This window comes from Streptomyces sp. NPDC004327, assembly GCF_042873935.1.
Lineage (GTDB): Bacteria > Actinomycetota > Actinomycetes > Streptomycetales > Streptomycetaceae > Streptomyces.
The window spans coordinates 149,276-175,529 of sequence record NZ_JBIAME010000004.1 but is presented as its reverse complement, the minus strand read 5'-3'; the positions used below and the strand labels follow the sequence as shown (position 1 = coordinate 175,529).

The 26,254-nt window shown below is 72.8% G+C and carries 25 protein-coding genes; 11 read left to right on the top strand and 14 right to left on the bottom strand.

What is annotated here, in order from left to right:
* Positions 1-96: 96 nt before the first annotated feature.
* The 8 genes from ACFYU9_RS15085 to ACFYU9_RS15050 form a co-directional block, all read right to left on the bottom strand.
* Complete coding sequence (locus ACFYU9_RS15085; RefSeq protein ID WP_389344909.1) at positions 97-1,305, bottom strand: S8 family peptidase; 1,209 nt, start codon at positions 1,303-1,305, stop codon at positions 97-99.
* Between the two features lie 169 nt (positions 1,306-1,474).
* A complete protein-coding gene (locus ACFYU9_RS15080; protein ID WP_389217452.1) occupies positions 1,475-2,269 on the bottom strand; it encodes a thioesterase II family protein in 795 nt (264 codons plus the stop codon).
* A 133-nt stretch (positions 2,270-2,402) separates the two neighbouring features.
* On the bottom strand, positions 2,403-3,383 hold the full coding sequence (locus tag ACFYU9_RS15075; RefSeq protein ID WP_389344907.1) for a zinc-binding alcohol dehydrogenase family protein: 981 nt from the start codon (positions 3,381-3,383) through the stop codon (positions 2,403-2,405).
* A gap of 51 nt (positions 3,384-3,434) precedes the next feature.
* Positions 3,435-3,845, bottom strand: a complete 411-nt coding sequence (locus tag ACFYU9_RS15070) for a hypothetical protein (protein WP_389217446.1) — start codon at positions 3,843-3,845, stop codon at positions 3,435-3,437.
* Between the two features lie 18 nt (positions 3,846-3,863).
* Entirely contained in the window at positions 3,864-4,568 is a 705-nt protein-coding gene (fabG, locus tag ACFYU9_RS15065; RefSeq protein WP_389344905.1) for a 3-oxoacyl-ACP reductase FabG, read from the bottom strand.
* Positions 4,565-5,248, bottom strand: coding sequence for an HAD family hydrolase (locus tag ACFYU9_RS15060; RefSeq protein ID WP_389217441.1), 684 nt, complete (start codon positions 5,246-5,248; stop codon positions 4,565-4,567). Before ACFYU9_RS15060 ends, fabG begins: the two co-directional genes overlap by 4 nt.
* Positions 5,245-6,279, bottom strand: a complete 1,035-nt coding sequence (locus ACFYU9_RS15055) for a ScbA/BarX family gamma-butyrolactone biosynthesis protein (protein WP_389217438.1) — start codon at positions 6,277-6,279, stop codon at positions 5,245-5,247. Before ACFYU9_RS15055 ends, ACFYU9_RS15060 begins: the two co-directional genes overlap by 4 nt.
* Before the next feature lie 85 nt (positions 6,280-6,364).
* Positions 6,365-7,369 carry a hypothetical protein gene (locus ACFYU9_RS15050; RefSeq protein ID WP_389217435.1) on the bottom strand — a complete coding sequence of 335 codons (1,005 nt, stop codon included), beginning with the start codon at positions 7,367-7,369 and terminating at the stop codon, positions 6,365-6,367.
* A gap of 305 nt (positions 7,370-7,674) precedes the next feature.
* Here ACFYU9_RS15050 and ACFYU9_RS15045 point away from each other — a divergent pair, with 305 nt between their 5' ends.
* From ACFYU9_RS15045 to ACFYU9_RS15010, 8 genes are all read left to right on the top strand, one after another.
* On the top strand, positions 7,675-7,959 hold the full coding sequence (locus ACFYU9_RS15045; RefSeq protein WP_389217432.1) for an acyl carrier protein: 285 nt from the start codon (positions 7,675-7,677) through the stop codon (positions 7,957-7,959).
* Positions 7,952-9,175, top strand: a complete 1,224-nt coding sequence (locus ACFYU9_RS15040) for a beta-ketoacyl-[acyl-carrier-protein] synthase family protein (RefSeq protein WP_389217429.1) — start codon at positions 7,952-7,954, stop codon at positions 9,173-9,175. The genes ACFYU9_RS15045 and ACFYU9_RS15040 overlap by 8 nt, the downstream gene beginning before the upstream one ends.
* Positions 9,172-10,374, top strand: a complete 1,203-nt coding sequence (locus ACFYU9_RS15035) for a beta-ketoacyl synthase N-terminal-like domain-containing protein (RefSeq protein ID WP_389344903.1) — start codon at positions 9,172-9,174, stop codon at positions 10,372-10,374. Before ACFYU9_RS15040 ends, ACFYU9_RS15035 begins: the two co-directional genes overlap by 4 nt.
* A complete protein-coding gene (locus tag ACFYU9_RS15030; RefSeq protein ID WP_389344901.1) occupies positions 10,371-12,002 on the top strand; it encodes an FAD-dependent monooxygenase in 1,632 nt (543 codons plus the stop codon). Before ACFYU9_RS15035 ends, ACFYU9_RS15030 begins: the two co-directional genes overlap by 4 nt.
* A 14-nt stretch (positions 12,003-12,016) precedes the next feature.
* Positions 12,017-13,597: an MFS transporter gene (locus tag ACFYU9_RS15025; RefSeq protein ID WP_389217422.1), complete on the top strand. Its 1,581-nt coding sequence runs from the start codon at positions 12,017-12,019 to the stop codon at positions 13,595-13,597.
* Between the two features lie 80 nt (positions 13,598-13,677).
* Positions 13,678-14,352, top strand: coding sequence for a 4'-phosphopantetheinyl transferase family protein (locus ACFYU9_RS15020; RefSeq protein ID WP_389217420.1), 675 nt, complete (start codon positions 13,678-13,680; stop codon positions 14,350-14,352).
* 90 nt (positions 14,353-14,442) lie between these two features.
* The gene (locus ACFYU9_RS15015; protein ID WP_389217417.1) at positions 14,443-15,579 is read left to right on the top strand and encodes a sensor histidine kinase; all 1,137 of its coding nucleotides are present in this window, start codon (positions 14,443-14,445) and stop codon (positions 15,577-15,579) included.
* Positions 15,576-16,247, top strand: a complete 672-nt coding sequence (locus ACFYU9_RS15010) for a response regulator (RefSeq protein WP_389217414.1) — start codon at positions 15,576-15,578, stop codon at positions 16,245-16,247. The genes ACFYU9_RS15015 and ACFYU9_RS15010 overlap by 4 nt, the downstream gene beginning before the upstream one ends.
* A 112-nt stretch (positions 16,248-16,359) precedes the next feature.
* On the opposite strand, the gene ACFYU9_RS15005 is transcribed toward ACFYU9_RS15010, so the two are convergent.
* Complete coding sequence (locus ACFYU9_RS15005; protein ID WP_389344899.1) at positions 16,360-19,032, bottom strand: glycosyl hydrolase; 2,673 nt, start codon at positions 19,030-19,032, stop codon at positions 16,360-16,362.
* Positions 19,033-19,428: 396 nt separating this feature from the next.
* Between ACFYU9_RS15005 and ACFYU9_RS15000 the strand changes: the two genes are divergently transcribed.
* Positions 19,429-20,190, top strand: coding sequence for a maleylpyruvate isomerase family mycothiol-dependent enzyme (locus ACFYU9_RS15000; RefSeq protein ID WP_389344897.1), 762 nt, complete (start codon positions 19,429-19,431; stop codon positions 20,188-20,190).
* A 531-nt stretch (positions 20,191-20,721) separates the two neighbouring features.
* On the opposite strand, the gene ACFYU9_RS14995 is transcribed toward ACFYU9_RS15000, so the two are convergent.
* The 3 genes from ACFYU9_RS14995 to ACFYU9_RS14985 form a co-directional block, all read right to left on the bottom strand.
* On the bottom strand, positions 20,722-21,567 hold the full coding sequence (locus ACFYU9_RS14995) for a hypothetical protein (protein WP_389344895.1): 846 nt from the start codon (positions 21,565-21,567) through the stop codon (positions 20,722-20,724).
* An 85-nt stretch (positions 21,568-21,652) separates the two neighbouring features.
* Positions 21,653-22,147 (bottom strand): DUF3237 domain-containing protein, encoded by a 495-nt coding sequence (locus tag ACFYU9_RS14990; RefSeq protein WP_389344893.1) that lies wholly within the window; start codon positions 22,145-22,147, stop codon positions 21,653-21,655.
* A gap of 304 nt (positions 22,148-22,451) precedes the next feature.
* A complete protein-coding gene (locus ACFYU9_RS14985; protein ID WP_389344891.1) occupies positions 22,452-22,787 on the bottom strand; it encodes a hypothetical protein in 336 nt (111 codons plus the stop codon).
* A gap of 100 nt (positions 22,788-22,887) precedes the next feature.
* Between ACFYU9_RS14985 and ACFYU9_RS14980 the strand changes: the two genes are divergently transcribed.
* On the top strand, positions 22,888-23,493 hold the full coding sequence (locus tag ACFYU9_RS14980; protein WP_389344889.1) for a TetR/AcrR family transcriptional regulator: 606 nt from the start codon (positions 22,888-22,890) through the stop codon (positions 23,491-23,493).
* A gap of 470 nt (positions 23,494-23,963) precedes the next feature.
* On the opposite strand, the gene ACFYU9_RS14975 is transcribed toward ACFYU9_RS14980, so the two are convergent.
* Positions 23,964-25,091, bottom strand: a complete 1,128-nt coding sequence (locus ACFYU9_RS14975) for an NADH:flavin oxidoreductase (protein WP_389217394.1) — start codon at positions 25,089-25,091, stop codon at positions 23,964-23,966.
* 170 nt (positions 25,092-25,261) lie between these two features.
* Here ACFYU9_RS14975 and ACFYU9_RS14970 point away from each other — a divergent pair, with 170 nt between their 5' ends.
* Positions 25,262-25,660, top strand: coding sequence for a MarR family winged helix-turn-helix transcriptional regulator (locus ACFYU9_RS14970; RefSeq protein WP_389217743.1), 399 nt, complete (start codon positions 25,262-25,264; stop codon positions 25,658-25,660).
* 169 nt (positions 25,661-25,829) lie between these two features.
* Here ACFYU9_RS14970 and ACFYU9_RS14965 read toward each other — a convergent pair whose 3' ends face one another.
* On the bottom strand, positions 25,830-26,246 hold the full coding sequence (locus ACFYU9_RS14965; RefSeq protein WP_389217391.1) for a secondary thiamine-phosphate synthase enzyme YjbQ: 417 nt from the start codon (positions 26,244-26,246) through the stop codon (positions 25,830-25,832).
* Positions 26,247-26,254: the final 8 nt, after the last annotated feature.

Sequence of the window (26,254 nt, the reverse complement as noted above, 5' to 3'; positions counted from 1 at the left end):
CGCACGGCATCGCACCGCATCGCGGCAGGCGTGCGGCGAGTGGACCCGCCGTCCGGCGCCGGGGGTCGTGGCCGGCGCCGGGCCGTTCCGGTCGGGTTACAGGCCGCCGGTCTGCAGCAGGCGGTTCGGGGAGCCCTTGGAGACCTTCAGGACGTCCTTGACGGACTGGTCGAGCAGCCAGCCGCCGACGGTCAGGGAGGTGGCCGTGGGGTTCGCCGCCTTGTAGAGGGCGGCGACGCCCGCGACGTGCGGGGAGGCCATCGAGGTGCCGTCGAGGGCGACGCTGCCGCCGCCGAGCTTGGCGGAGACGATCGCCCTGCCGGGGGCGTAGACGTCGAGGCACGGCCCGAAGTTGGAGAAGTCCGTCTCCTCGTCGCGGTAGTCGCTGGCGCCGACGGTGAGGACCCGGTCGGCGCTGGCCGGCGAGACGCCGCAGGCGTCCTGGGCGCTGTTGCCGGCGGCGAGCACCGGCAGGACGTTCTTGTCCGACACGGCGGTGGCGGCCACGTTCACCGCGACGTTCTTAGGGCCGCCGAGCGAGCCGTTGAGGACCGCGGGCTGCTTGGCGTTCTGGGCGACCCAGTCGAAGCCGGCGATGATGCCGGACCAGGATCCCTTGCCCTGGCAGTTGAGGACGCGGACGCTGACCAGGTCGACCTCGCGGGCCACGCCGTGCACGGAGCCGCCGACGGTGCCGGCCACATGGGTGCCGTGGCCGTTGCAGTCCTGGCCGTTGTAGCCGTCGCCGATCGCGTCGAAGCCGGCCGTGGCGCGGCCGCCGAACTCCGCGTGGCCGAAGTCGATGCCGGTGTCGACGATGTAGGCCGTCACGCCCTTGCCGGTGCCGTTCGCGGTGAACTGGTTGTCCAGCGGCAGGTACGGCTGGTCGATGCGGTCCAGGCCCCAGCTGGCCGAGGGCAGCCCCGCCGCCCTGGTTCTCCCGGCGGCGGCCGGGGACGCGGTGACCGGGGCCGCGGTGACCTCCGCGTCCTCCTCCACCGCCGCCACGCCCGGCATCGTGCGGACGGCCTGCAGCTGGGCGGGGGTCAGCCGGGCGGCGAAGCCCGGGAAGACGCCCTTGTACGTGAACAGCGGCGTCACGCCCGGCACCTTCGTGGCCGACGCCTCGGCGTCGTACCCCGCCGACAGCATGACGATGTACTGCCCCTCGATCGCCTTCGCCGACTTCCGCAGCGGGGCCGGGGTGGCGGCGCCGTCCGACGGCGCGCCGGACGCGGCCGGCGCGGACAGCGCGGGCAGGGCGAGGACGAGCGCGGCGGAGGCGCCGAGCAGGGAAGGACGCATGCGGATGTGCTCCGATCAGTGGGGAAGCCCGGGCCTCGCGCCACGCGCGTGGCGGGACCGGGAGGATTTCCGGATCAGAGCACCACGCGCCCACCGCCCAGAAACGTTCCTGCCCGCCGGAACACGCCCGCGTCTCGACGGAAAGATCCCACTCCGCCCGCCAATCGGCCTACGGCACGCGCAGCGCCCCGAGCCCTTCCCGCAGCACCGCCCCGATTCCCTCCCGCAGCAGCGCGCCGAGGCCCGCGCGGTCCTGCACCAGGGTGAAGTGGCCGCCGGGCACCGTCCGTTGCTCGAAGGCGCCGCGGGTGTGCAGCGCCCACTGGCCGGCCTCCTCGGCCGTCACCAGCGGGTCGTCGTCTCCCACGACGGCCAGTACGGGGCAGGTCAGCCGGGCCGGGGACAGCGCGCGCCGGTAGGTCTCGACCGCTTGGTAGTCGCCGCGGACGGCGGGCAGGATCAGGCGCAGGAACCGTTCGTCCGCGAGCAGCCCGTCGTGGGTGCCGCCGAGCTCGCGCAGCGAGGCCACCAGGCCCTCGTCCGAGCGGGTGTGGACGCGGCCGGGCCGGTTCAGGTGCGGCGCGCGGCGGCCCGAGACGATGAGCCCGGCGAGCGGCACGCCGCGCGCGTGCAGCCGCTCCGCGGTCTCGAACGCGACGAGCGCGCCCATGCTGTGCCCGAACAGCACCAGCGGCCGCGGGTCGGCGGCGGCGAGCCCGTCGGCCGCGTGGTCCGCGAGGACGCCCAGGTCCGTGGCGACGGGTTCGGCCCGGCGGTCCTGCCGGCCCGGGTACTGCACGGCGACGAGCTCGGCGTCGGCGCTGCGCGCCAGATCCCGGGCGAGGCCCCGGAACAGCCCGGCCGCGCCGCCGGCGTGCGGAAAGCACGCCAGCCGGACGGGCGCGTCCGGCGCGGGATGGAAGGTCCGGAGCCAGTCCTGGCCGGCGGTCCGTGTCGCGGTCATGGTGCTGACATCCCTTTCGTGGTGCGGGGTGCGGAGTACGGAAGCGGACCGGGGCGGCGCAGCCACTCCCCCGGCCGCCCCCGTCGTACCCGAGGCCCCGCGCCGGACGCGGCACCGCCCGCCGGACGGACGCTCACGTCGTCACGAGCACGACCCGCCCCATCGTCCGCCGCTCCTCCAGGAGTTCATGGGCGCGGGCCGCCTCGGTCAGCGGCACGCGCGCGTGGATCACCGGGCGCACGGAGCCGTCCGTGACCATCCGGACGAGGTCGCGCACCGCCTGCTGGGCCTGGCGCGGGCGGTGTTCGAGGACGGCGGGCATGCTGAAGCCGGTCACGGTCCGCATGCCGAGGAGGTCGAGCACCGGAAGGTCGGGCTGGACGGTGTCGCCGCCGGAGCCGCCGTAGACGACGAGGCGGCCGTAGGGGGCGAGCAGCCGGACGTCCGTGAGGAGCTGCTTGCCGCCGACGCCGTCGAGGACGGCGTCGACGCCGCCGCCGGCGGCCTCGGTCACCTGCTCGGGCCAGTCGGCGGCCGTGTAGTCGACGACGTGGTCGGCGCCGAGGGAGCGCACGAACTCCCGCTTCTCCTCGGAGCCCGCGGTGGCGATCACCCGGGCCGCGCCGAGCTGCCGGGCGGCCTGCACGGCGATGTGTCCGACGGCGCCCGCGCCGGCGTGCACGAGCACGCTCTCGCCGGCCGACACCGCGGCGGTGCGCAGCAGGTTGAGCGCGACCCGGCCGGTGGAGCCGAGCAGGGTCGCCTCGGCGTCGTCGATGCCGTCGGGCAGCGGCAGCACCCGGGAGGCGGGCGCCGCGACGTAGTCGGCGTAGGCGGCCGGCGCCTTCCACACCAGGACGCGGGTGCCGGGGGCGAGCCCCTGCACGTCGCGGCCGACGGCCTCGACCACGCCCGTGACGTCGGTGGAGGGGCAGTGCGGGAGGGCGGGCGCGCCGAGCGGGAAGGTGCCGCGGCGGCGCTGGACGTCGGCGTGGTCGACGCCGATGGCCGTGGCCCGTACGAGGACGTCCTGCGGCCCGTACGCGGGCAGGTCGGTCTCCTCGGTCACCAGGACGTCGGGGGAACCGTGGGCGTGGTAGCGCACGATGCGCACGTGCTTTCCTTTCGGGATCTCGGGGCGGCGGCCCCGGGCCGGTCCGGTGGATCAGGAGTCCGGGGCGGTGCGGGCCCGCAGGCGCACGCACCAGTCCCACACGTCGGTGTGGAGGGTGTGCAGCGGGCACAGCACGAGCTCGGCGTCGCCGGCCGCCTCGTGCCGGAAGACCAGCCGCGGGCCGTCGTCCTGCAGGTCCACGGCCTGCGGCTGGAGCCACCACTGGTGCAGCGACAGCGCGATCTGGTGCAGCCGTACGGACTTGGCGGCCGCGGTGCGGTCGCCGGCGAGCCGGCGGGCGCCCTCGCAGCGCGCCCCGCCGCAGTCGGTGGTGCGGTCGGCCGGGTTCAGGGGCGTCCACCGGTCGAGGACGTCCATGTCGTCGCGGGAGAACCCGCGGGCTGGGGTGCAGTCCAGGAGGAGGCCGTCCTCCCGGGCCTGGTGCACGTCGGTCTCTTCCATGCCGACATGCGTGATCCGTCAGTCGCCCATGCCGATGCCACCGCTCACCGGGACCACGGCACCGGTGACGAAGGCGGCGGCGTCGGAGGCCAGGAAGCGGACCACGGCGGCGACCTCGTCGGGCGTGCCGGTGCGCTTGAGCGGGGTGTTGGCGATGAGTTCGGCGCGCCGCTTGTCGGTGACGTGCTGGATCATGTCGGTCTCGATCAGGCCGGGCGCGACCACGTTGGCGGTGACGTTGCGCGAGCCGAGTTCCCAGGCCAGCGAGCGGGCGAGGCCGACGAGGCCGCTCTTGGAGGCGGCGTAGTTGGTCTGGCCGGGCGAGCCGAGGGTGCCCATCACGGAGGACATGAAGACCAGCCGGCCCCAGCGCTTGCGCAGCATGCCGCCGGTGGCGTGCTTGGCCAGCCGGAACGCTCCCGTGACGTTGGTGTCCAGGACGTCGTGGAAGTCGGCCTCGCTCATCATCGGCATGAGGCCGTCGCGGGTGATGCCCGCGTTGGCCACCAGCACGTCGACCGTGCCGAACTGGGCCTCGACCTCGGCGACCGCCCGCTTGACGGAGGTCTCGTTGGTCACGTCACAGCGCACGCCGAAGAGACCGGCCGGCGCCTCGCCGCTGCGGTAGGTCACCGCCACCTTGTCGCCCGCGTCGCTGAACGCGCGGGCGACGGCGAGACCGATGCCCCGGTTTCCTCCACTGATCAGGACGGTACGGCTCATGACGGGATCCTTTCGGGGTCGGGCGTGCGGCCGGTTCCGTCCTGCGGCAGACCGCAGGCGGACCGGAGGGCCTCCACGGCCCGGTCGGTGTCGGTGAAGTGCAGTCCGTGCCAGCCGGCGCGGACCGCGCCCTCGCAGTTCTCCGCGAGGTCGTCGGCGAGCAGGTTCTGCTCGGCGGGCAGGCCCGAACGGCGTGCCGCCAGGTCGAAGATGTCGCGGTCGGGCTTGCGGCAGCCCACCTCGAAGGACATCACCAGGGCGTCGAAGTCCTCGGGCGGCACCATCAGGCGCCAGTACGGGTCCCAGCCCGGCGGCATGTTGGAGAGCAGGCCCACGAAGACGCCCGCGGCGCGCAGCCGGCGCAGCTCCGCGATCCAGGGCTCGTTGACCCGGCGGTCGGCGAACCAGCGTTCGGCGAAGCGGGACATGTCGGCGGTGACGCCGAAGTCGTCGCGCAGCACGCGTTCGACCTGCCGGCCCCACTCCTCCTCGGTGGCCAGCGGGGTGTCGAGGACCTCCATGGAGCCGGCGCCGTAGGACTCGCCGACCACGCGCATCGCCGCGTGCAGCGTGCGCGGCTGAAGGCCGGCCCGGTCGCAGAAGGACTCGACGGCGAAGGAGAGCGGCGGGGTGAGCACGCCGCGGAAGTCCGTCCAGACGGCGCGTACGGGGGCGGTCACGCGGCCGCGCCCGTCACGGCCCCGGCCCCGCTGCCGGCCGACGTGGCGGCCTCGGCCTCCTCGGCGAGTCGCACGGCGACGGTGGCGATGGTGCGGCCCGACTGCTCGAAGACGACCTCGAGGGTGTCGCGGTCGCGTTCCGGCATGGCGGCGGAGAGCGTGACCGGGGCGTCGAGCTCGGCGAAGCGGAGGAACGCGGCGTCCATGCCGAGGACGTGGGTACGGGTGAGCCGGCGGCCGCGCCAGAAGGCGGCCAGCAGGCTCAGCTGGCGGGCGCCCTCCAGGAGGGTCATGGCCGGGTAGTGGTCGTACTCGTGGTCGAAGAGGCTGCGGTTGGCGAAGTCCGGGGTGAGCCGGGCGGTCAGCCGGCCGTCGTCGAAGGCGGGCGAGGCGAGGACGACGTTGCCGCGGACGTTGCGGCCGACCTGCTCGGGGGCGAGGACGGCGGAGCGGTCGGGCGGCGGGACCTCGCGGGTGGAGGGGGCCACGCCGCCGCGCTGGAACTCGCGCAGGGCCCGGTACTCGGTCTTGGTGAGGGCGCTGACCTGCATCGTGGCGGTGCCGACGGGGCGGCCGTTGAAGGTGAGCTCCTGGGTGACGCCGACCTTGCGGGCCCGGTCGCCCTTCATCCGTACGGTGGGGTACTCGGTGAGCAGCTGGAGCTCGCCGGGGTCCCTGCCGGTGCGCAGCGCGTCGGTGTCCCGCAGCTGGACGGACACCTCGTTGACGAGGAAGGAGGTGTCCATGGGAATGTCGAGGAAGGTGTGGGCGGCGCAGACGGCGGCCTGCCGGGACGCCTCCAGGACGAGCAGGACGTCGGTGACGGCCGGGTCCTGCACGTGGTCGTTGTAGTAGCTGTGCGACAGCGGGGTCTGGGCGCCGGCGAGGTAGACGGAGTCGCCGACCTGGCGGGCGTCGGTGACGAACACCTCGGCGACCGCGGCACGGTGGACGAGGTGCCGGTCGACGGTGTGGGCGAAACGTATCTGCAGGGCGGGCTCGGCGGTCGTGGCCACCGCGGTCTCGGACATGTGGGTTCTACTCCGTGCTTCGTGTGAGGGAGGCCGGGACGTCGGGGCGCCGGGAGGGCACTGTCCGGCGGCGGTCGGCGGTGCTTCAGCCACGGGCGGCGCGGCTGCGGCCGGCGCCCAGGACGGCCACGGCCGCGACGGCCGCGGCCGCGAGCAGCGCGCCGCTCGCGCCGAGCGTGGCGGTGTCCGGGTGGACCAGCGACTGGCCGCGCAGCGCCTGCCAGGTGACGAGGGCGACGAGCCCGGCCCAGAAGGCGCCGAGGACCACGACGAGGCCGGTGGCGACCTTCTCGTCGGCGAGCAGGGAGCCGCGCCGCCGGCGGCCGGCCCGCATCAGGGCGAGGGCGACGAGCGGCAGGACCTGGAGGGCGTGGATGCCGACGAAGTGCGGGATGCGCAGATCGCCGCCGACGGTGCTCCAGTTGGTCAGCGGCATGCCGGGGCCGCCGTCGGCCACGCCCACGTTGTGGGCGCCGACGAGGGTCGGCAGGCCGGCGTCGAGCGCCTGCTGCTGCTCGGGAGTCGGCGGGTTCATCAGCATGCCGAGGGCCATGCCGATGACGGCGAGCCACAGACCGAGCCGGACGCCCCAGCGCAGCGTGACGGGCATCGACCGGTCCCTGAGCACGAGGACGCCGGCGAGGAAGTTGGACGACCACAGCACGATCACCGCGACGGTCATGCCGTTCATGAAGGCGGTGTTGACGTCCGTGGTCTTGTTGAAGTGGCTGAACGTCCCGCGCCCGGCCTGGATGCCGATGATCGCCATCTCGGCGAGCGAGCTCAGGGCGATGAGCGTCCCGGCCCACCAGGCGGTCCGCGGGAAGCGGGTGACGCGCGGCAGGAGCCAGGCGAGCGTCAGCCCGTAGACGGCCAGCGAGAAGGCGAAGTGCAGCGGCTTCAGCCAGATCGGCGCTCCGTTCAGGACCCGGTCGTCGACGGCCAGGCCCACCAGGGTGCCGAGCGTGACGACGGCCATGGCGGCGGAGAAGACGGCCAGTGGCCGGTGGAGCGCCGGGCCCGCGGTCGCGGGGGCCGCCGGGGCCGTCGCCGTGTCGCCTTCCCGGCTCGCACTGATCACTGAGGGCATCGGATCTCCCTTTCCACGCCACTTCCACGCCACGCCGTTCGGGGCGTCGTCGAGAACCGAGCATGGGTGCCGTCAGGGGCTGTCTCAACGCCGCTGCCTCCAAGGGACAGGGGCACTGCCTCGAAAGTGACATCGAGAGACATCACCCCTGGTCAAAGGGGTACCCCTGGTCGACACACGAGGGCTGCCACTTGCGGCGACGTGGTGCGCGCCTTGGTGGCAGATCCCTTCTTCGGCCCTCTCCGGCCTGGCAGATTCCTGTCCACCGGTCGGCGGAGGTCGTCGGCCGAGAGGGGAGAATTTCCGTGTCGAACAACTCTGTGGCGCTGTCGTCGGCCGAGATCGAGAACCGCATCCGGATCATCGTCGCCGAGGAGCTGGAACTGGAGGGCGAGCCGGCCGAGCTGGACGCCACGGCACAGTTCGTCGAGGACCTCGACGCGGACTCGCTGGCGCTCATCCAGATCCTGGCCCGCATCGAGAAGGAGCTGGGCATAGCCGTCCCGGTCGACCACGCCGAGAAGCTGACCGACCTGGCGACCCTGTCCGGCCACGTCGTCTCGCTCGCTTCGGGGGCCGAGCGTGCCTGAGTCCACCGCACGCCGTGTCGTGGTGACCGGACTGGGCGCGGTGAGCAGCCTCGGCATGAGTGCCGACGCGCTCGCCGCCTCGGTCCGGGAGGGCCGGAGCGGCATCTCGCCGATCCGCTCCTTCGACACCGCCGGCTTCCCGAGCGTGATGGCCGGCGAGGTGCACGACTTCGAGCCGCGTGACGCGCTGCGCCGGCTCGACACCGACCGGTGGGGGCGCTCCAGCCTCCTCGCCGCGGCCGCCGCCGTCCAGGCCGTCGAGGACGCCGGCCTGAGCCGTGCCGAACTGGCCGCGGCCCGCTCGGGTTCGGCGATGGGCACGACCAGTGGAGAGGCGCCCGCCGTCGACCGGCTCACCCAGGAGTGGGTGGCCGGTGGTCTGAAGAGCCTCTCCCCGCACCTGGTGGCGCAGGTGCCGGCGGGCCGCATCGCGGCCGCCGTCAACACCGAGCTGGGGCTGACGGGTGAGGCGCAGACGCTGCCCACGGCGTGCTCGGCGAGCAACTACGCGATCGGTTACGCGGCCGACCTCGTCGGCACCGGCGAGGCCGACTACATGATCGCCGGCGGCGCCGACTCGGTGAACCGCTACACCCACGCGGGCTTCCTGCGTCTGGGCGCCCTCTCCGAGGACGTCTGCCGGCCCTTCGACAAGGACCGGGCGGGCATCCTGACCGCCGAGGGCGGCGTGGCGCTGCTGCTCGAACCGCTCGACCGGGCGGTGGCCCGCGGTGCGCGGATCTACGCGGAGGTGCTCGGCTACGGGCTCAGCTGCGACGCCAAGCACATGGTGCACCCGGACTCCGGGTCCATCGCCGAGTGCATCCGGCGGGCCCACCGCAACGCGGGCATCACGCCGGACCAGGTCGACTACATCAGCGCCCACGGCACCGGCACGCCGACCAACGACATCACCGAAGTGACCGCGATCCGCGAGGCGTTCGGCACCAGCCTGCCGCCGGTCAGCTCGGTGAAGTCCATGCTCGGCCACACCATGGGCGCGGCCAGCGGCTTCGGCGCCCTGATCTGCTGCAAGGCGATCGAGCAGGGCTTCCTGCCGCCCACCGCGAACCTCCGCGAGACGGACCCGGCGCTCGGCCCGGGCCTGGACCCGGTGCCGAACAGGGCCCGGCCGGCCGAGGTCCGCATCGCGCAGAACCACGGCTTCGCCTTCGGCGGCAACAACGCCATCACGATCCTCGGGAAAGTGTCATGACGACAACGCTCGCTTCCACCCCCGGCGCCGCCCCGTCGGGCGCGCTGCCCCGGGTCCGTCCCCTGGCCGTCACCGCCCACGGTGTCGTCTCGCCGGCGGGTCTCGGGCTCGACGCCCTCGCCGAGGCGCTGCGCGGTGACCGCGCGGCCTGCGCCGACGCCGCACAGCTGCCGCTCGGCGAGGCTCAGGACGACGGCCTGCCGGGCGAGGTGCGGGTCGTGCCGGACTTCCGTATCGCGGACCACGTGGGCCGCAAGGGCACCCGCCACCTGGACCGGACGACGGCGCTCGGCCTGGCCGCGGTGGCGGTGCTCCGCGCCGGTTCGGCCGACCCGGTGGACACGGTCCCGGTGGACGCCGCCGCGAACGACCCGGAGTGGACGACGACCGGTGTGGTCGTCGGCAGCACCTCGGGCAGTGTGCGCAGCAGCAGCGAGTTCGCCCGCGACACCCACGTCCAGGAGCGTCCGTACCTGGTCAACGCGGCCGCGTTCCCGAACACGGTGATGAACTCGGTCACCGGTCAGATGGCCATCTGGCACGGTCTGCGCGGGATCAACGCCACGCTGTCCGGCGGCACCACCGCGTCGCTGAACGCCTTCCGCTACGCCCGCAACGCCCTCGCCCGCGGCCACGCCGAGCGGCTGGTGGTCGGCGGTGTCGAGGAGCTGTGCCCGCAGACGGCCTGGGGCTGGCACGCGACCGGCGGCCTGACCGCGGGCACCCCGGTCGGCGAGGGCTGCGCGGTGTTCGCCGTCCGGGACGCCGAGGCGGCCCGCGCGGCGGGCGCCCCGGTGCTCGCCGAACTCCTCGCCTGCGAGACGGCGTTCGTGCCCGAGGGCACCCGGCCCGGGCCGGCGGGCGCGCTCGCCGACTGCATCGGCCGGGCCCTGGAGCGCAGCGGCGTGGCCGCCGACGACGTCACGCTCGTCTCGCTCGGCGCCACCGGCCTCACCGCCCTGGAGGAGGTCGAGCAGCGCGCCGTGCGCAAGGCGCTGGGCGACCGCGACGTGCCGGCCGTGCGGGTCAAGGACGTCACCGGCGAGGCGTACAGCGCCGACGGCGCGCTGCAGCTGGCGGCCGTCCTCGCGCGCTGGCAGGACGAGCAGGCCCCTTCGGGCCGGATCGCCCTGGTCACCTCGGTCGGCCACGACGGCAACGTCGCCTGCCTGGTCGTCCGGGACGGAGCCGCCGGATGAGTACGCAGCGCAGCGGCGCCGGCGTCCTCGTCGTCGGCGCCGGCCCGGTCGGTCTGGCCGTGGCCACCGGTCTCCTGCAGCAGGGGATCGACGTCCGGCTGATCGACCAGGCCGAGCGGCCGAACCCGCACGCCAAGGCGATCACTTTGTGGCCGCGGGCCCTGGAGGCCCTCGACCGGCTGGGCGCCGCCGCGGAGATCCTGGACCGCGGGCTCGCCCTGCACGCGCAGAACTACCACTCGGGCGGCCGCCGGGTCGCCCGGCTCACCTTCGACAAGGTGCGCGACACCCGCTTCCCGTTCGCGGTGTCCCTGCCGCAGCAGGAGACCGAGGAGGCGCTGCGCCACCGCTTCGAGGCGCTGGGCGGAAAGACGGAGTTCGGCGTCCGGCTGACCTCGTTCGAGCAGGACGGCGACGGTGTGACGGCCGTGCTGACCGACGGCGAGGACCGGGCCTCCGAGGTGCGGGTGGACTGGCTGGTCGGCGCCGACGGCGCCCACAGCACGGTGCGCTCCGCGCTCGGCACGGGTTACGAGGGGGAGACGTATCCGCAGCAGTTCCTGCTGTCGGACGGCCCCTGCGACACCCCGCTCGCCGAGGACGAGGCCCACTACTTCATGACCGCCAAGGGCGTGCTCGTCGTGGTCGGCCTGCCGGGCGGCAACTTCCGGGTCTTCACCAGCCTCGCGCCGGACGCCGAGATCGCCGAGGACGTGCGCGCCGAGGTGCAGCGCGCGGCCTCCGAGCGCTGCCCGGTCCCGATCCGGCTGACCGGCGAGCACCGCACCGGGGTGTTCCGGGTCCACCGCCGGATCGCCGACCGCTTCCGCGACCGGCGGGTGCTGCTCGTCGGCGACGCGGCGCACATCCACAGCCCGGCCGGCGGCCAGGGGCTCAACACGGGCATCGAGGACGGCGCCACGCTGGCCTGGCGGCTCGGTTCGGTCCTCGCGGGCGGTTCGCCGGAGTCCTTCCTGGACCGCTGGGAGGCGGAGCGCCGCGCCGTCGCGCAGGGCGTGCTCGACGACACCGACCTGCAGACCCGGCTGTGGATGATGAAGGGCTGGCGGCGCAACGTGCGCGACACGGCCCTGCGGGTCGGCGAACGCACCGGTCTGCTCGACCGGTTCGTCATCCCCCGGCAGACCCAGCTGTCCCTGGTCCACCCCGGAGCGCGCCGCTCCTTCGGCCGGCTGCGCGAGGGCGCGCGGCTGCCCGACGTGGCGCTCTCCCCCGCTCTCCACGCGGGCGGCGACCGCGTGGAACGGCTGCACGACCTGCTCGACGGCGGCCGCCCGCTGCTGCTCGTCTTCGCCGCCGACCGGCGCCATCCGGCCCGTACCGCCGAGGCCTTCTCGGCCGCCGCCGCGATCGACCGCCCCGGTCACCGCACCCTCGTCGTCTCCGGCGCCCCGTCCCCCCGGGAGAGGAACGGCGTGCCCGTGCTCGCCGATCCCGCCGGAGCCCTGCACGCGGCACTGGGCCTGCGCGGCCCCGCCGTGTGCCTGGTGCGTCCCGACGCGGTGGTCTCCACGCTCGGCCGGCCCGGCGATCTGCGCCTGGTCCGCGACCTCGTGGAACTGCCCGCGGCCCCGCACCCGCACCCCGTACCGGAAACGCTCACATAAGGAGCCCGTCCCCTATGACCACCCCCGACACCCGGCCCGCCGGGACCCGCCCGGGGCTCACCCTGCTCGTGGTGTGTCTCGGCGTACTGATCGTGCCGCTCGGCGTCAGCGGCACCCCCGTCGCGCTCCCGGACATCGGCCGCGAGCTCGGCGGCGATCTGGCCTCTCTGCAGTGGGTGGTCAACGCCTACAACGTGATGGCCGCCAGTCTGATGATGGTGGCCGGGTCGCTCGCCGACCTGATCGGCCGCAAGAAGATGTTCGCGTTCGGCTCCGTCCTGTACGCGCTCTCGCTGGTCGCCACCGTCCTCGCCCCCAGCGTGCTCGTCGTCGACATCGCCCGCGGTCTCGCCGGTGTCGCCGCGGCCGCCCTGATGACCTCGGCGACCGCCATCGTCGCCACCAGCTTCGACGGCGCCGAGCGCGCCAAGGCGTTCGCCGTGGCCGGCATGACGCTCGGCGCGGGCCTGGCGCTCGGCCCGACGACCAGTGGTCTGCTGGCCGGCGCGTTCGGCTGGGAGTCGGTCTTCTACGCGCACCTCGGCCTCGTGGTGCTCTCCATGCTCGGCCTGCCGTTCCTGCCGGAGTCGCGCAACCCCGGCGCGGGGCGCATCGACTGGCCCGGCACCATCACCTTCAGCCTGGCGCTCGTGCTGTTCACCCTGGGCATCATCCAGGGCCCGCAGAGCGGCTGGGGCAGCGCGACGGTGCTCGGCCTCTTCGCCGGCTCGATCGTGCTGGTCGTGGTGTTCGCGGCGGTGGAACGGCGCCAGCAGGCACCGATGTTCGACCTGTCGCTGTTCAAGGAGCGCCGCTTCCTCGGCGTGAACCTGCTCAACATCGCCTTCTCGTTCGGCTTCATCGGCCTGCTCCTCGTGCTGCCGGCCTACCTCATCGGGGCCAACGGCGAGAGCGCCCAGGGTGCCGGCCTCATCATGCTGCTGCTCACCGGTCCGGTGCTGTTCTGTCCGCTCATCGCCGGCAAGCTGGTCGCGGGCGGCATGCAGATGCGTACGGTGCTCGGCCTCGGCCTGCTCCTGATCGCCGCGGGCTGTGCGCTGCTGACGATCGTCCACCCCGACATCACGGTGGCGGGCCTGGCGGCGCCGCTGCTCGTCTGCGGTGTCGGCGTCGGTCTGATCATGGGCGTGCTCGACGGCGCCGCGGTCAGCACCGTGCCGCCGGAGCGGGCCGGCATGGCCGCCGGCATGTTCAACACCATCCGGCTGGCCAGCGAGGCCATCGCCGCCGTGGTGATGGTCGCCGCCCTGGCCTCGCTGGTGCGCTCGCGGATCACCGACGGGCTCGGCACGTACCTCGGCGCCGGCGCCTCGGCCGGCCGCGCCTCCGACCAGGTCGCCAGCGGTGACACCGCGAGCGTGGTGGCCGACGCCCCGGCGCGGCTGCGGGACTCGTTCCTGGACTTCCTGTCGCAGGGGCACACGGACGCGCTGCGGGTGATCCTGTGGGCCTCCGCCGCGCTGTGCGCGGTGACCGCGGTGGTCGTGCACCTGATGCTCGCCGAGCGGTCCGCCGCGCCGGCGGCCGGCGACGAGTCCGCCGCGCCCCGTGAGCGGGCGCTCGTCGAGGACTGACGGACTCCCTTCCTCAGAGGGTGCCCGGCGTGACTCCCCCGCACGCCGGGCACCCTCTTCTCTCCTGAAAGGACGCGGCCATGCTGCACCCCGATATCGTCGACGTGTGGCTGATCTCACTCGACGCGGTGGCGCCCGGGGGCCACGACGACCGGGTGGACGAGCTCAGCCCGTACGAGCGGCACCGGCTGTGGCGGCTCGGCGAGCGCAGTCCGCGCGCCCGGCACCGCTACCTCGCCGCCCATCTGGCGGTACGTGAGATCGTCGCCGGCTACCTCGGCTGCCATCCGGCCGAGCTGACCCATGTGCGCAACGGCCCGCACGGCAAACCTGGATACAACCTCGGCTGGTGCCCGGGGCCGGCCGTGAACCTGTCGCGCTCCGACGGCCTGGCGCTGCTCGGGGTGCGGCCGCCCGGCGCGACCATCGGCGTCGACGTGGAGCGCATCCGGGCCGGCATCGACTGGCCGCGCGTCCTGGGCCGCCCCCGCGAGGTCGGCACGGTGCAGGGCTTCCGGGCCTGGACCCGGCTGGAGGCGGCGGTGAAGGCGTCCGGCCTGGGCCTGTCCGCCGCGGCGGGCCGGGACCTGTCGCCGTGGCCCGCCACCACCCTGACGCTGCCTCATCCGTTCGGCGACTACGCCGCCGCCGTGGCCACGGAACGGCGGCACCATCCGGTCGAAATAAGACTGCGCCACCATGTGGACACCATGGGGCGCCTGACGGAAGATCGCGCATCACTGCAGGTCGGGTGATGGTAAGAACGCGTTACAAGTTGAATTCCGGTCTTCTGTCGAAAGGATGTCTCGTTACACTCCTCAGTGCAACGCAAGGGGGAGCTGATCATGATGAAGACCGAACCGGTCGAGGACTCGAGGGCTGCGGCACGACGGCTGGAGAGCTGGCTGCTCGCCGGAAGAGACGAGATCGTCTGTTCCTTCCGCAACGCCCTGCTCGGCATCTCCAGTCCTTTGGTGACCACGGACGAACTCTGGGCGGAGGCGCGGGAGCACGCGCGGCTCGTCCTGGAGGAGTGCTGCGCCGCGCTGCGCGCGGACAACGACCGCAGGGAGGGCAACGTCGCCCTCAGCCTCTCGGTCGGCCTGAGCACCCGGGGCATCCTGCAGACGGTGCACCCGGCCGACACGCTCCGCTCGTCGGGGCTGCTGTTCCAGATCACCCTCCAGTACCTGGTCAGGGCGGTCGCCGACCTGCCGCCGGAGCAGGCCTCGCAGTGCCTGGGGCGTGCGGTGTCGGCGCTCAACGAGAGCCTGTCCACCTGCCTGCAGGTGTCGGCCGCGGGCTATGACGCGTATCTGCTGAACAAGGTGGAGGAGCGGGCCGGCGGCCACCGCAGGCAGCTCGGCCGGGATCTGCACGACCATCTCGGCAACACCCTGGCGCTGGCGCACCGCTACCTCGATCTGCACGAGCAGACCACCGGTCAGTCCCGGCCCGGAGAGGAAGGAACCCCATTCCTGGGCCGGGTGCGAGACGCCCTCGACGAGGCGTCCGATTTCACCCGTCAGCTCATCTCCGATCTGCGGATAACGAGCGGAACGCGCCAACTGGCCGATTCTCTGAGGGAATACGCGGAACAGCACCAGCCGTCCGGCACGGGCCTCCACATCGAGGTCAACGGAGACGAGTCCTGGCTGCCGCCGGAACACGCCGAGGAGTTGTTTCTCGTCCTGCGTGAATTCCTGCGGAACTCTCTCGCCCACGCGAGACCGAGAACCGTGGCGCTCAAGGTAGACGTGGCGCCCCACCGTGTGGACTGCTTCGCGCATGACGACGGCGACGGCTTCGACACCGAGCGCCCGCGCGGCCTCGGCACCGGCCTGCTGTCGATGCGGGAGCGGACGCAGGCGATGGGCGGATCATTCCATCTCACCAGCACCCCCGGTGTGGGCACCGGCATGCGGATGTCCGTGCCCCTGCCGCCCGGTCCGGAACAGACCGGAGGGCGACGCACTCCGTGACCGCCCACCGCATCGTCATCGCCGACGACCACACCCTGCTCCGCGACGCCCTCGCCGAACTCATCGCCGCCATGGGCGACTTCGAGGTCGTCGCCACCGCCGGTGACGCGCCGGGCATGGTGGCGGCCGTGGCCGAACACCGTCCCGCCGTGGTCCTCATGGACATCGAGATGCCCGGCAACGAGGACCCGGGCCGCACGGTCCAGGCCCTGCAGGCCGCCTCGCCCGAGACCAGGGTGATGGTGCTGACCATGCACGACGACCCCCGGCTGCTCCAGGCACTGCTGCCGCTCGGCATCCGCGGCTTCCTGCACAAGACCGCCACCCACCGGTCGCTGACCGCCGCCCTGCGCGACGCGTGCACCCAGGACGGCCTGACCGTCTCCCTGCCGCCGCGCTCCCGCGCGAGCCGCGCCCCCGCGCCGCAGCAGCCGCAGGAGAGCCTCAGCCCGCGCGAGGTCGAGGTGATCACCCTGGTCGCCGCCGGCCACAGCAACCGCCGCACGGCCACCGTCCTCGGCCTCACCGAGGGCACGGTCAAGCGCCACATGCGCAACATCTTCGCCAAGCTGGGCGCCACCTCGCGGGTCGACGCCGCGAACAAGGCGGTGGCGGCGGGCCTGATCACGCCGCCGGCCTCGGCACCGCCGAAGCCCTCGCCGCTCTGACGGACGCCGGCCGGACCTCGTGAGGGCGGCGGGTGGCTCATGTCCACCCGCCGCCCTCACGCCGGCGTTCCGCTCCCGCCTGGTCGGCCCTGCCGGCCCTTTTACGGCCTGGTCAGCCCTTGCGGCCCGTGAGGCGCCGGACGTCGAAGGACCAGATGCCGCGTCCGTGCGTGGCCGCGTACAGCCGGCCGTCGGGGCCGGTGCGGAGCTGCATCACGGCCGTGCTCGGCAGGCCGTGGCCGAGCACCTGCCACTGGGTGGCCCCGGCCGGCCGGTAGAAGGTCGCCAGGTCGGTGCCGAGGGCGAGGCCGCCGCCCGGGAGGAACTTCACCGTATCGGCGGGGACGTCGGGCAGGTTGGCCGAGACGTCGGTCCAGTCGGCACCGCCGTTGCGCGACTCGAAGACGTGGCCCACGCCGGCGCCGGGGCCCTCGGTCCACTTGCGCGAGAAGCCGTTGACCGCCACGAACACGTGCTGGGCGTCGGCCGGGTCGACGTCGAAGCCGGAGATGTAGCGGTTGGGGACGGTGCCGTCGACCGGCAGGTTCAGCTGGTGCCAGCCGGTGCCGTCGGCGTTGCCGACCGCGATGCCGCGGGTGAAGCCCTGGTTGTTGCAGGGGCCGCACCAGCCGGCGTACACCGTGCCGCCGGACGACGCCACGGCGGTGGCCACGTGGCCCTCACCGAGGTCGTACGCGTTGGTCCACTCCTCGCCGGAGCGGATCGCGTAGCCCTTGGTGTTCACCCACACGTGCCGGCCGCCGGCCACCCAGGTGGCCGGGTTCTTGGCGTCGGCCGCGATCGGCGCGATGAAGCGGGCACCCGCGCCGCCCAGGTCGCTGTCCGGCGGGGCGACCTCGTACTCGGTGGCCTTGGCCGGGTCCGTGGTCCAGGAGCCGTCGTTCACCCCGCAGTTCTGGGTGACCCAGATGGCGAGGTAGACGTACTCCTCCGCGGTGTTGCAGCCGTTCGCGGGGTCGGTGATGGTGTCGCCGCCGTCACCGCCGAAGTCCGAGCCCATCACCTTGTCGCGGCCGCGCAGGATCGACTGGCCGTTGTCCTGCAGGCCGCCGCTGACCGAGACGCCGCCGTAGGTCAGGTCCTTGCCGACGCCGACGGAGTAGTACTGGAGGGTGTCGATGGTCCCGTCGTTGAGGGACTGCCAGTCCTTGGCGTGGCCGCCGGAGTCGACGGCGCCCCGGAGCGGGCGGCGGTAGATGCCGCCGTCGTTGCCGACGTACGCCCAGCTCCTGCCCCGGTAGCTGCCGATCGCGACCGCGTGCTGGTCGGAGTGGGTGGTCGGGGAGCAGTCGCCGGTCCGCTTGGCCGGGTCGATGCTCCAGCAGGGGAAGGGGAAGTTCCAGTACGGGCCGGGGGTCGTCCAGGTCGCGCCGCCGTTCCTGGTCTCGAAGACCTCTTCCAGACCGAGGTAGACGTGGTCGGCGTCGGTCGGGTCGACCTGGAGGAACTGGTTGTACCAGGACTGGATGCCGGGCTGGTAGCCCGCGTCCTGGAGGGCGGATCCGGACGCCTTCAGCTTGGTGTAGTCCGCGACGAGCGTCCACGGGCCGAAGGGCGAGCCGTTCCTCGACACGTAGACGCCCTTCAGCCCGCTGTCCGGGTTGGTGGCCATCTGTGCCGGGGACTGGTCGACGGCGTACAGGCGCGAGCCGTCGGCCGCGGCCGCGAACGTCATGTTGCCGACGTCGTCACTGCCGGTGGGCAGGTCGCCGAGGCCGCTCGCCGGCTTCCAGCTGCCGTCGTCCTGCCGGGCGTACAGCCCGTTGTACGCGTCTCCGCCGCGCCAGCCGAGCGCGAGGAGGACCTTGTCCGGGTCCTTCGGGTCGACGGCGATGTCGTTGGCGATGTTCCGGTACGGGGCGCTCGGGTCGTCCGCCTTCGCACCGCCCGGCAGATAGTCGGGGTTGGGCGCGAACTCGTGCTTCCACGGACCGGACAGGGTGGTCGTGGAGTGCGACCACACGCCGGTGCCGGTCGCCGCCCACACCTTGGTGCCGGCGAAGCGCAGGGCGTGGATGACGGTGGACTCCAGCTCGGCGCCGCCCACGCGGTCGCCGGGCCGGAACTGACCGTGGCGCGGGTCCTTCAGGACGTAGACGCCGGTGCCGACGAAGGACGTCGCCCCGGTGTTGGACTCGCCGGTGGCGTACCAGAGCCGGTTGCCGCCGTCCAGGGCGAGGGTGCCCGTCGAGAGGGAGGGCAGCCGGTCGGAGATCGGCTTCCAGTGCCCACCGCCGGTCGTGGACCGGAAGACGCCGCCGTTGGCGCCGCCCGCGTACACGTAGCCCTGGTCGTCGGCGGCGATCCCGGTGATGCGTCCGGTCACCTGCCCCGATCCGCCGCTGGAGTTGGAGTTGACGTCCCGGTAGCGGGGGTCGTCCGAGTCGTACGCCTTCCTCGTGACGTGGTCCCAGTCGCCGGACGTGTGCCGCATCGACTGGAGCTGCTGCCAGGCCGCGCCGTACGCGCCGGGCGCGACGACTCCGGGTGCGGTGCGGGCCTCGGTGAACTGGGCGGTGGCCTCGGCCGAGTTCTCGGCCTCGTCGGCACCGTCCTCGTCGCCCTCCGCGGCGAAGGCGGACGCGGCGTCGCCGGCGTGCACCGCCTTGATGTGCTGGCGGCCGACGGCGGCCTGGTGGCTCGCCTGCCAGGGCCGGGGTCCGGTGCCGCTCGACCCCGCGAACGCCTGGGTGCTCACCAGTCCGAACGCGGCGGCCACGACGGTGCAGGTCATGATCCGTCGCTGGTGCCTTGGGGACAGCATGCCCTCTCCTCCCTGCGCCGGGACGCATGGGTGTGTCCCCGGCGCAGAAGGGATCTTGGCGCGGCAACCTGAGAACAGAAGAGTTCATGACAAGGAAATGGAGGGCTGTTTACCCGGCGCCCCCAGCCGAACCCGAACTCCCCGCTCTTCACGGCGAGTTGATGCCATGAACGGGAGCACCGCCCAGGCGCGGCGGCCGGTCGCCCACCAGGGCGAGCGGCGCCGGTTGACATCCGCGACCGCGGAGGCTTACCTTCCCTGCATTACTTCAGGACATGAATCATCCAACTGCTGAAACATCCTTCTGGACAGGTCACGACTTCCGCGGCACGCGGCGGCAGCCGCGCCGGCCGGCGGACGCTGGATGATCCCGTTCGGCAACAGAAGGACATCCACATGAACTCCGCCCAGCACGTCGCGGCCGTCTCGACCGAGACCGCCCGGCTCGTCGCCACGGTCAAGCCGGCCGACCTCACCCTCCCCGTGCCCACCTGCCCGGGCTGGACCCTGGCCGACCTCACCCGGCACACGGGCAGCGTGCACCGCTGGTTCACCGAGCTCCTCCGCCGGCGCATCCAGCAGCCCCCGACCAGCCGTGACGTGGAGCTGCACCTGCCGGAGGACCCCGACGGCTACCCGGACTGGCTCGCCGAGAGCGCCACGAAGGCCGCCGAGGTATTCGCCGCCACCGACCTGGACGCGCCCATGTGGGCCTGGGGAGTCGACCAGCACGCCCGGTTCTGGGTCCGCCGCATGCTCTTCGAGACCCTGGTCCACCGCGCGGACGCCGAACTCGCGCTCGGCCTCACCCCGCGCATCGACCCCGCCCTGGCCGTCGACGGCATCGACGAGTTCCTCACCAACCTCCCGTTCGCGTCCCCCTTCGCCCCGCTCACCGCCCAGCTCCGCGCCCCCGACCGGACTATCAGCTTCCGCTGCACCGACAGCGACGCCGCCTGGCTGATCGCCCTCCGCCCCGACGGCTTCGGCCTCCTGCCCACCCCCACCGACCCCACCACCGCCGACGCCACGGTCGAGGCGACGGCCTCGGACCTGCTCCTGCTGGTGTACGGCCGCCTGAGCCGCGAGAGCGACGGGGTCCAGCTGCGCGGCGACGAGGACCTGCTCGCGCACTGGTTCACGCACTCGGCGTTCTAGCCCGCTGAAGGTCGAGCGCATGCCATCGACTCCCTGAGTGACGCGGCCGGGGTGCGCATACCCTCGACGCCATGGGTGACGTCCTTCCGCTGCTGGCGATCTTTGGCGGTTTGGCCACAGTGCTCGCTGCCCTCGTGTGGCTGGCGCGCCACGTTCGGCGCCGGGGCACAGCGGGCGCGGCAGTCGGCGCGGCGTTGGCCTCGTGGGAGGAAGCCTGGCGTGTGACTGCTCACGAGTCCCACTGGGAGATCAAGGCTCAGGCCGAGCGCCAGGCCCCGGTGTTGTCGCCTGACGGCTACGGGCCGAACAGCCGGCACGAAGCGAGGCCGAGTGGGCGGAGCCGTGGACTTTCTGCATCTGGACCCCGCAGAGGAAGCATGGGGCTGCGCCGCCGGGTGCAGCGATGGCGGCATCGCGGCTGACCGGGTCCGACGTGGCTTGAAGGGATCAATGGGACAGGACCGCAGCGGTTTCGGCTGAGGGGTCTACCTCCCCTTCGGCGGTCCAGTCGCCGGAAGCTCGAACGGGCTGCTACCCGTCCCGCCAGGCACCCACGGTCCAGAAGACCGCGAAGCCCGTCCACACGATGGCGAACACCCAGACCACGGGGTGGCCGCCGAACAGTGCCATGGAGCCGAGCCAGCCGACCCCAACGGCCACGAACAGCAAGCCGAAGTTGGGGAAGGCGAAGAGGCCGGAGAGCCGCCCGCTCACCAATGCCCATGCACCGCCCGCCAGGATCAGGCAACCGAACGCGAGCCACGGGAGAACCGCCTGCTGCGAGGAGGGCGGGTAGGAGTCGATGTGGCCGCGGACCCTCAGCTCCACGACGTCCCCCCGCCACAGCCGGACTTCGGCGTGATCACCCTTCCTGGCGTCGTCGTACGTCTCCGGCGCCACGCCCAACCAGCTGGTCCTGCCCAGCCGTTGGACCTTCAGGTCGTAGTACGTCGTACAGGTCGTACCGCCGCCTCCGCCGCCGGCGGTGGTCACCCCGCCAGCCGTCACACCGCCGCCGATGGCGCCACCGGCGGTGTTCATGCCGCCTCCGGCCGTGATGCCTCCGGTGGTGATGCCTCCCGTGGTGCCGCCGCTCGTGCCGTTGGACGTGCAGCGCTCACCCGTCCGCCGGTCGAGCACCGTGCCCGCCTCGCGCCGCACGCACAGTTCCCCCTCATCCCCCTCATCCCCGCCTCCGCTCCGGCCCTCGCCCTGGCAGACCGGTGCGTCGCGGTACTCCATGGTCGCTCCGTAGCCTTCAGCGACCTGCTGACCGCAGAGCAGGACTCCCCACCCGGCCGCGAGGACGAGCAGCCCCCGTAACCAGCGGGGCAGCCGCCCGCGGTACCAAGCGTTGCCGTACCCCCTGCTCGTCACCCAGCTGTCATCCCCGTTCGTCGAGTTCTCATGCGTCGGCCCCGCCACGGAACGTCATGCAAGAGCCAGATGTTGAGACGATCGGTCAGGTCACGGAGTAGAAGCGGATGGCGACTTCGGAGTCGTCGCCGCGGGCGAGGCCGATGAAGACGGTGCGGGCGAGCCAGAGATGGGCGGGGGCGGCGGTGCGGAAGACGGGGGAGGTTCTGTAGTACACACCTGCCTCGGACACCTGCAGGGCGCCGTCGTACTGGGCGGGAGCCGTGGGGTCGTCCTCGTGGTAGTAACCGCGGTTGGTGATGTCGATGACCGTGCCGTCATCGGCTTGGAGGAGGTATCGCGCGTCGAGCTGGTAGACCCCGCCGCGCCTGTCGCACCAGTCACCGCCGCCGGCCAGGACGGTGCCGCACAGGCGGGGGCCATCGACAGTGCCGCCGGTGATGGGGACGTACTCGGTGACTTCGCCGGCGCCGTGCCCGATGCGCAGAGAGGGTGCGAGGAAGGCACGGACCTCGAAGGCGAAGTCGAGGGCGGGGGTGAAACCCGGCCCGACGACGGTCTGCGACTCTGGGGCGATCACGGCACTCCGTAGGGCTGCGGGGCTGGCGTGGCGGTATGGCAGATCGTAGGCAAGCCATGCCCAACCTGGTCAACGGTGTTGACATAGCACGGCTCTTCAACGTTGCGTCTCAGCGACCATCGACCGCACAGGCAGAAGCCTCAGACTTTTCCGCCTCGGGCCGGCACTCCGCACTCTCCGCACCGGAACGCGCCGCGTGCACGGCGGGCATGCCGGCGGCCTCCCCGCGGCACAGGTCCACGACCCGCCGGGTCCCGGCTGCGGCCGGCCCGGTGGGCGACGGCCGCGGGGAGTCCCTCCGCGCTCAGGCCGAACCGGCGCGGCTGCGCAGCTCCTCGAGACGGCGCAGCGCGGTCTGCCGCTCAGCCTGGAACCGGCCGACTCGGGCCTGGGTGAGGGCGGTCCAGTGGTCGACGGACTGCCGGGCGTGGTCGAGCGCTTCGGCAAGCCGGCCCTGGGCGGCCAGTTCGTCCCGGGCGCGGTCGGCGTCCTCGGCGTGCCGCAGCAGCGCCTGAATGGGGTCCTCGGAGGAGGCCGGGGTAGCTTCCGCGCGAGCGGCCTGGCGGCGGCGGCGCGCGGCGCCGGCGTATCCGGCCAGGGCGATCAGCCCACCGGCGAGGGCGGCGGAGACAAGCTTCATCAACAGATCATCCATGGTCGCAGTATGGTCCGGCGATCCATCATTGTGGAGATTATTTCTAGAAAAAGATTCTGGTTTCTCATGTGCCTATACTCACTCCATGGCAAAGCAGTCCCGTGGCGAGGCCACCGTCGAACGCCTCCTGACCGCGGCACTGGAGGTGTTCGCCGCGTCGGGGCAGGCCGGGTTCACCGTCAACGCGGTGACGAAGGCGAGCGGGGTCAGCCTGGGCAGCCTGTACCACCACTTCGGCAGCTTCGACGGCCTGGCGGCGGCGCTGTACGGGCACTGTCTGGGGCAGACGTACACGGCGGCGCTCGCCTCCGTCGACCGGTCCCGGACCGCCCGTACCGGCATCCGGGCGTTCGTGACGACGTACCTGCGCTTCATCCAGGAGAACCCGGCCGTGGCCCGCTACCTGCACGGCTCGGCGTACTCCAGCTATCTGGCCGTCGACGCCGACCGGGCCCGCGGTGTCGAACCGGACCACTTCCCCCGGGTCGTCGACCACCTGCGGCACTGGGTCGACTCGGGCGAGATCGCGCCCCTCCCCGGTCCGCTCTTGGAGGTCCTGGTCGTCGGCCCGGTCGCGGTGGCCGCCCACCGCTGGCTCGCCACCCCGGAGGACATCGACCTCAACCAGGCGGCCCGGATTCTGTCGGACCGCATCTGGGCGTCCATTCGGGCGGAGCAGGCCGTTTCGTAGGCGATCGCGCCAGGAGACACGTCAGCGGCCAGTGGCCTCCGGCCGGACGAGGGGGATGCGCTCGCCCGCGGCGCGGAAGGCAGGAGCGGAGCCGCCGACCGCGAAGCCCCAGGAACGCACAGCGCCCGTGCGGCGCGCGGGGGCCGGCGGGCGCAGTCGATCGTGGCCAGGTGTTGCCCACCATCCCGCCGGAGCAACGGCGCTGGTCCCGCGCGTGGGCCAGGTCGTCACCCCGGTACGCGCTGCGGCAGCGCAGACGGTGAGCGGCGCCGGGTCGGGGGCGGCGGCGGCCTTCCGGATCCCCGACCGTTCACGACCATCCACCCGGGACCGGATCACCGTCGTCGGCCCCGCCGGGCCCAAGGCCGCCGCCCGAACCATCCGCTTCTTCAGTTCCAGCAGGCCGCCGCGAACCCGCTGACCGGGGCGTCTCCGGGGCGTCCATCGGGTGGGGCTGTTCTGCGCCCCAGCTAGCTCAGCGTCTTCAGCGCGGCAGCGTCGTACGGCTTCAGTTCGTCAGTCCTCCCCGCGAGGACCTTCGACGCCCACTCGGGGTCCTGGAGCAGGGCGCGGCCGACGGCGACAAGGTCGAACTCGTCGCGCTCGAGGCGGTCGAGGAGGTTGTCGAGGTTGCCGAGTTCGGCGCCCTCGCCGGCGAAGGCGCGGATGAAGTCGCCGTCGAGGCCGACCGAGCCGACGGTGATGGTGGGCCTGCCCGTGAGCTTCTTGGTCCAGCCGGCCAGGTTCAGGTCGGAGTCGTCGAATTCCGGCAGCCAGTAGCGGCGGGTGGAGGCGTGGAAGGCGTCGACGCCTGCCGCGGCGAGCGGGGTCAGGATCGCCTCCAGCTCCTGAGGGGACTCGGCGAGCCGCGCGTCGTAGGCCTCCTGCTTCCACTGCGAGTAGCGGAAGATCACCGGGAAGTCGGGCGAGACGGCCGCGCGCACCGCGGCCACGATCTCGGCCGCGAACTTCGTACGGGCGACGGCGTCGCCGCCGTAGGCATCGGTACGGCGGTTCGTCCGCTCCCACAGGAACTGGTCGACGAGATAGCCGTGGGCACCGTGCAGTTCGACGCCGTCGAAGCCGATGCGCTCGGCGGCCGCGGCGGCCTCGGCAAAGGCGCCGATGACGTCGTCCAGGTCACTCTGGGTCATCGCCTTGCCGGTGCCCTCGGTGCCGTCGACGCGGATACCGGAGGGGCCCATGGCGGGGGCGTCGGCGTAAGGCGCCTGACCCTGCTCGCGCACCATGCCGATGTGCCACAGCTGCGGCACGATCGTGCCGCCCGCCGCGTGCACGGCCTCGGCGACCTTCGCCCACCCCGCCAGCTGCTCCTCACCGTGGAACCGCGGCACTCGGTCACTCTGCCCTGCCGACTCGTGGCCGACGTACGTACCCTCGGTGACGATCAGACCCACGCCGGCAGCGGCGCGGCGGGCGTAGTACGACAGCACGTCCTCACCCGGAACGCCGCCGGGCGAGAACATGCGCGTCATCGGTGCCATCACGATGCGGTTCGGGACGGTCAGGCCGTTCAGCGCGACGGGCCGGGACAGGATCTCGGCCACGCGGGAGGCGGGGGACGCGGTGACGGTCACAGAGATGCTCCTCACAGCTACTACTTGACAACCTTGATGCTTGAGAACTTCATGCAACAGAAAAGAAGGTAGAGGTAGATATTTAAGGTAGTCAAGCTTCTCGGGATAGGGTGGCTCCCATGACAGAAGCTCCTCACGCAGAAGCGCCCCGCGTCGACACGGCCCAGCTCATGGAGCTGCTCTCGGTGTCGCTCGGCGTCTACTACGGCGACTTCACGGTCGCGGCGGCGAGCGAGAACCTCACGGCGAGCCAGGGCAAGGCATTGACTGTGCTGCGCCGGGGACCCGCCGCGATGCGCGCCCTGGCCGAGACCATGACCTGCGACGCCTCCAACATGACCGGGATCATCGACCGGCTGGAGAAGCGCGGCCTCGTCCGCCGCGAAGCCGGCGCATCCGACCGGCGCGTCAAGAACGTCATCCTCACCGCCGAGGGCGAGCGTGTGACCGACGCGATCCGCGCGAAGATGCGCACCACGCAGGACGGCTTGGACAGGCTCAGCGACGAGGACCGGGACTCCCTGTACGCCCTGCTGGAACGGGTCTTCGTCTCCCGGCCCGCCGCCTGACCGGCGTGACCCGCGGGCGGTCAGTGACCCGTCACGCCGAGCGCTGCCATGGCCGCTCCTCAAGGGAAGGCACCTGGCTGCCCATCACGCAGGCGGCCGCTTCACACATCCGGCGACTACCTCTCCGGTGTGAGCGGAAAGCGCGGCGACAGTGCCGCAGTAACCGCTGCTAGCCGAGGAACGACAGCCGCACCTGGCGCTGCGGGTTGTCCTTGTTCGTGTCCACCAGGCAGATCGACTGCCACGTCCCGAGTTCCAGCCGGCCGCCGATCACCGGCACCGTCGCGTGGGGCGGGACCAGGGCCGGGAGGACGTGGTCGCGGCCGTGGCCCGGGGAGCCGTGGCGGTGTTGCCAGCGGTCGTCGGCGGGGAGGAGGAGGTGGAGGGCGGCGAGGAGGTCGTCGTCGCTGCCGGCGCCGGTTTCGAGGATGGCGAGGCCGGCGGTGGCGTGGGGGACGAAGAGGTTGAGGAGGCCGTCGCGGCCCCGGGCGGTGCGGGTGAGGAAGTCCTCGCAGTGCGCGGTGAGGTCGGTGACGGTCTCGGTGGAGCCGGTGGTGAGGGCGAGGATCGTGGTGTCGAAGGCCATGGGGTCAT

What these genes read in the sequence shown, in the direction of transcription:
- ACFYU9_RS15000 (WP_389344897.1), top strand. Translation starts at nt 19,429, where the DNA reads ATGAACTCCGCCCAGCACGTCGCGGCCGTCTCGACCGAGACCGCCCGG.
- ACFYU9_RS15055 (WP_389217438.1), bottom strand. Translation starts at nt 6,279, where the DNA reads ATGTCCGAGACCGCGGTGGCCACGACCGCCGAGCCCGCCCTGCAGATA.
- ACFYU9_RS15080 (WP_389217452.1), bottom strand. Translation starts at nt 2,269, where the DNA reads ATGACCGCGACACGGACCGCCGGCCAGGACTGGCTCCGGACCTTCCAT.
- ACFYU9_RS14985 (WP_389344891.1), bottom strand. Translation starts at nt 22,787, where the DNA reads ATGAAGCTTGTCTCCGCCGCCCTCGCCGGTGGGCTGATCGCCCTGGCC.
- ACFYU9_RS15050 (WP_389217435.1), bottom strand. Translation starts at nt 7,369, where the DNA reads ATGCCCTCAGTGATCAGTGCGAGCCGGGAAGGCGACACGGCGACGGCC.
- ACFYU9_RS15015 (WP_389217417.1), top strand. Translation starts at nt 14,443, where the DNA reads ATGATGAAGACCGAACCGGTCGAGGACTCGAGGGCTGCGGCACGACGG.
- ACFYU9_RS14970 (WP_389217743.1), top strand. Translation starts at nt 25,262, where the DNA reads ATGGAGCTGCTCTCGGTGTCGCTCGGCGTCTACTACGGCGACTTCACG.
- ACFYU9_RS15025 (WP_389217422.1), top strand. Translation starts at nt 12,017, where the DNA reads ATGACCACCCCCGACACCCGGCCCGCCGGGACCCGCCCGGGGCTCACC.
- ACFYU9_RS14965 (WP_389217391.1), bottom strand. Translation starts at nt 26,246, where the DNA reads ATGGCCTTCGACACCACGATCCTCGCCCTCACCACCGGCTCCACCGAG.
- ACFYU9_RS15030 (WP_389344901.1), top strand. Translation starts at nt 10,371, where the DNA reads ATGAGTACGCAGCGCAGCGGCGCCGGCGTCCTCGTCGTCGGCGCCGGC.
- ACFYU9_RS15035 (WP_389344903.1), top strand. Translation starts at nt 9,172, where the DNA reads ATGACGACAACGCTCGCTTCCACCCCCGGCGCCGCCCCGTCGGGCGCG.
- ACFYU9_RS14980 (WP_389344889.1), top strand. Translation starts at nt 22,888, where the DNA reads ATGGCAAAGCAGTCCCGTGGCGAGGCCACCGTCGAACGCCTCCTGACC.
- ACFYU9_RS15070 (WP_389217446.1), bottom strand. Translation starts at nt 3,845, where the DNA reads ATGGAAGAGACCGACGTGCACCAGGCCCGGGAGGACGGCCTCCTCCTG.
- ACFYU9_RS15020 (WP_389217420.1), top strand. Translation starts at nt 13,678, where the DNA reads ATGCTGCACCCCGATATCGTCGACGTGTGGCTGATCTCACTCGACGCG.
- fabG (WP_389344905.1), bottom strand. Translation starts at nt 4,568, where the DNA reads ATGAGCCGTACCGTCCTGATCAGTGGAGGAAACCGGGGCATCGGTCTC.
- ACFYU9_RS15085 (WP_389344909.1), bottom strand. Translation starts at nt 1,305, where the DNA reads ATGCGTCCTTCCCTGCTCGGCGCCTCCGCCGCGCTCGTCCTCGCCCTG.
- ACFYU9_RS15005 (WP_389344899.1), bottom strand. Translation starts at nt 19,032, where the DNA reads ATGCTGTCCCCAAGGCACCAGCGACGGATCATGACCTGCACCGTCGTG.